Source organism: Rickettsia sp. TH2014 (assembly GCF_019249195.1).
In the GTDB taxonomy this organism is placed as follows: domain Bacteria; phylum Pseudomonadota; class Alphaproteobacteria; order Rickettsiales; family Rickettsiaceae; genus Rickettsia; species Rickettsia felis.
In genome coordinates, this window is record NZ_MXAX01000189.1 from 1 (window position 1) to 2810 (window position 2810).

Consider the following 2810-nt stretch of genomic DNA (forward strand, 5'->3'; position numbering starts at 1 on the left):
AATGTAAGATTAAATCTCAACTATTACAATGTGGATTAAAGGTTTTCTACAAACATTTTTGTATTTAAAGCACAAAAAGATAAATACCGAAAATTCACTTTATTGCAAGTAATAACAACTTATATTTTTATCGGCTTATCTACCTATAATTTTTGGAGTTTACCTTTTATAATATTTTCTATTGTTATAAATAAAAATTCTATAATTAATTATTTATGGCTTGTTAATAGTATTATTTCGTTTTTATATCTCTTATAGTACTGCTCTGTATATATTAAAGAATTCTTTAAAAAGCGGAAAAGTAAAATTTCAGGATATAGTAGCGTTGGTTTTATGGGATAGCTATTTTATATTACATACCATCGCTTCATATAAAGCAGTATTTGAAATAATTTTCTGTACTTTCAAATGGAGCAAAACTAAACACGGCACTAGTTTAGAGGATTTTGAGAAAGAATAGACCTCTTGTATAAACAAAGAAGAATTTGAAAGAGGTCCGTAAAAAAAATTATTCTTTCCCCTTGAACTAGCAAAAATAAAATATATATAGTATGTACATTTAAAGATTTAATAATTGGAGGTTAAAATGTCTTTTAAACCATTACATGATAGAATTGCAATAAAGCCTATCGAACACGAAGAAAAAACTAAAGGTGGAATTATTATTCCTGATACCGCAAAAGAAAAGCCGATGCAAGGTGAAATAGTAGCCGTAGGTAACGGTATTCGTAATAAAAAAGGTGAAATTCATCCTTTAGAGCTAAAAATAGGCGATAAAGTTTTATACGGTAAATGGGCAGGCACCGAAATTGAAATTAAAGGCGAAAAACTGATCGTCATGAAAGAAAGCGACGTATTTGGTATTATTAATTAATTATTTATTTTAAGGAGAAATTAAATATGGCAACAAAACTTATTAAACACGGCTCAAAAGCTCGTGAGCAAATGCTGGAAGGCATTGATATACTTGCAGATGCAGTAAAAGTTACTTTAGGCCCAAAAGGCAGAAATGTACTTATCGAGCAATCATTCGGTTCACCGAAAATTACCAAAGACGGTGTGACGGTTGCAAAATCGATCGAGTTAAAAGATAAAATTAGAAATGCAGGAGCTCAGCTATTAAAATCAGCTGCTACAAAAGCTGCAGAAGTAGCCGGTGATGGTACTACTACAGCTACGGTACTTGCTAGAGCATTAGCTCGTGAGGGTAATAAGTTAGTCGCAGCGGGCTATAATCCTATGGATTTAAAGCGTGGTATGGATTTAGCAGTAAACGCAGTAGTAGAAGAAATTAAAAAATCCAGTAAAAAAATCAATAGCCAAGAGGAAATCGCACAGGTTGGTACTATCTCTTCAAACGGTGATAAGGAAATCGGTGAGAAGATTGCTAAGGCAATGGAGGAAGTCGGTAAAGAAGGCGTGATAACCGTTGAAGAAGCAAAGAATTTTAGCTTCGATGTTGAAGTAGTTAAAGGTATGATGTTTGATAGGGGTTATCTATCACCGTATTTTGTAACGAATCCCGAGAAAATGGTTGCTGAGCTTGAAAATCCTTTCATCTTATTATTTGAGAAAAAATTATCAAATTTACAACCGATGTTACCTATACTTGAGGCCGTAGTACAATCACAACGTCCGCTGTTAATTATTGCTGAGGATGTTGAGGGTGAAGCTCTTGCAACGCTTGTAGTCAATAGATTACGTGGTGGTTTAAAAGTTGCGGCAGTAAAAGCCCCAGGTTTTGGTGATAGAAGAAAAGCAATGATGGAAGATATTGCTATCCTAACTAAAGGTGAGCTTATTACTGAAGATTTAGGTATGAAGCTTGAAAATGTGAGTATTAAAAGTCTAGGGACGGCAAAAAGAGTAACAATTTCTAAAGAAAATACCGTAATTGTTGACGGTAACGGTGATAAGAAAAATATTGAAGATAGGGTATTACAAATTAAATCTCAAATAGCTGAAACTACTTCTGATTATGATAAAGAAAAACTACAAGAGCGTTTAGCTAAACTTTCCGGCGGTGTTGCCGTATTAAAGGTCGGCGGTGCTACAGAAGTTGAAGTGAAAGAGCGTAAAGATCGTGTTGAAGATGCGCTTGCTGCTACAAGAGCAGCAGTTGAGGAAGGTGTTGTTGCAGGGGGCGGTGTAACATTACTTCACGCTTCACAAACTTTAAGAAATCTTAAAGTAGATAACAAGGATCAACAAGCAGGTATTGAAATAGTAATAGAAGCTCTAAAAGATCCGTTAAAACAGATTGTTGAAAATGCCGGTGAAAACGGTGGCGTAGTAGTTGGTAAATTACTAGAGCATAAGGATAAAAAATATGGCTTTAACGCTCAAGACATGCAATATGTCGATATGATTAAAGCAGGAATTATCGATCCGGCTAAAGTAGTGCGTACTGCACTTCAAGATGCTGCTTCCGTTGCTTCGTTAATTATTACCACGGAAACTTTAATTGTTGACGAGCCTTCTGATAAAGAAGATTCAATGCCGCCAATGCGTGGTGGTATGGGAGGCATGGGCGGTATGGACTTCTAAGTCTATATCTCCATAAGATATGTTATGCAATAGGTCTAATAAACTCGTCTTGTTGCATTGCACGCTTCCATTATTGCGAGGAGACATTGCTGCATGGATCGGTTTTACCGCCGTCACTCAGTGGCTTGACCTATAGTACCGGACTTCTATTCTATGTCATTCCCGTGAAGCATTGTTGCGTAGACCTGCTTTTCGTCATTGCGAGAAGAATTACGTAGTAATTCGACGAAGCAATCCAGTAAAAATGCTGATTTACAGAATTT

At 35.6% G+C, this 2810-nt stretch carries 3 protein-coding genes; all 3 read left to right on the top strand.

Annotated features, from left to right (window positions below; genetic code table 11):
* Positions 1–220 precede the first annotated feature (220 nt).
* The 3 genes from KYQ89_RS03820 to groL all read left to right on the top strand — a co-directional run bounded on the left by KYQ89_RS03820 (position 221) and on the right by groL (position 2547).
* Positions 221–460 carry a hypothetical protein gene (locus KYQ89_RS03820; protein ID WP_218460481.1) on the top strand — a complete coding sequence of 80 codons (240 nt, stop codon included), beginning with the start codon at positions 221–223 and terminating at the stop codon, positions 458–460.
* 126 nt (positions 461–586) lie between these two features.
* The gene (locus KYQ89_RS03825) at positions 587–874 is read left to right on the top strand and encodes a co-chaperone GroES (RefSeq protein ID WP_218460482.1); all 288 of its coding nucleotides are present in this window, start codon (positions 587–589) and stop codon (positions 872–874) included.
* A gap of 26 nt (positions 875–900) precedes the next feature.
* Positions 901–2547: a chaperonin GroEL gene (groL, locus tag KYQ89_RS03830; RefSeq protein WP_218460483.1), complete on the top strand. Its 1647-nt coding sequence runs from the start codon at positions 901–903 to the stop codon at positions 2545–2547.
* Positions 2548–2810 lie beyond the last annotated feature (263 nt).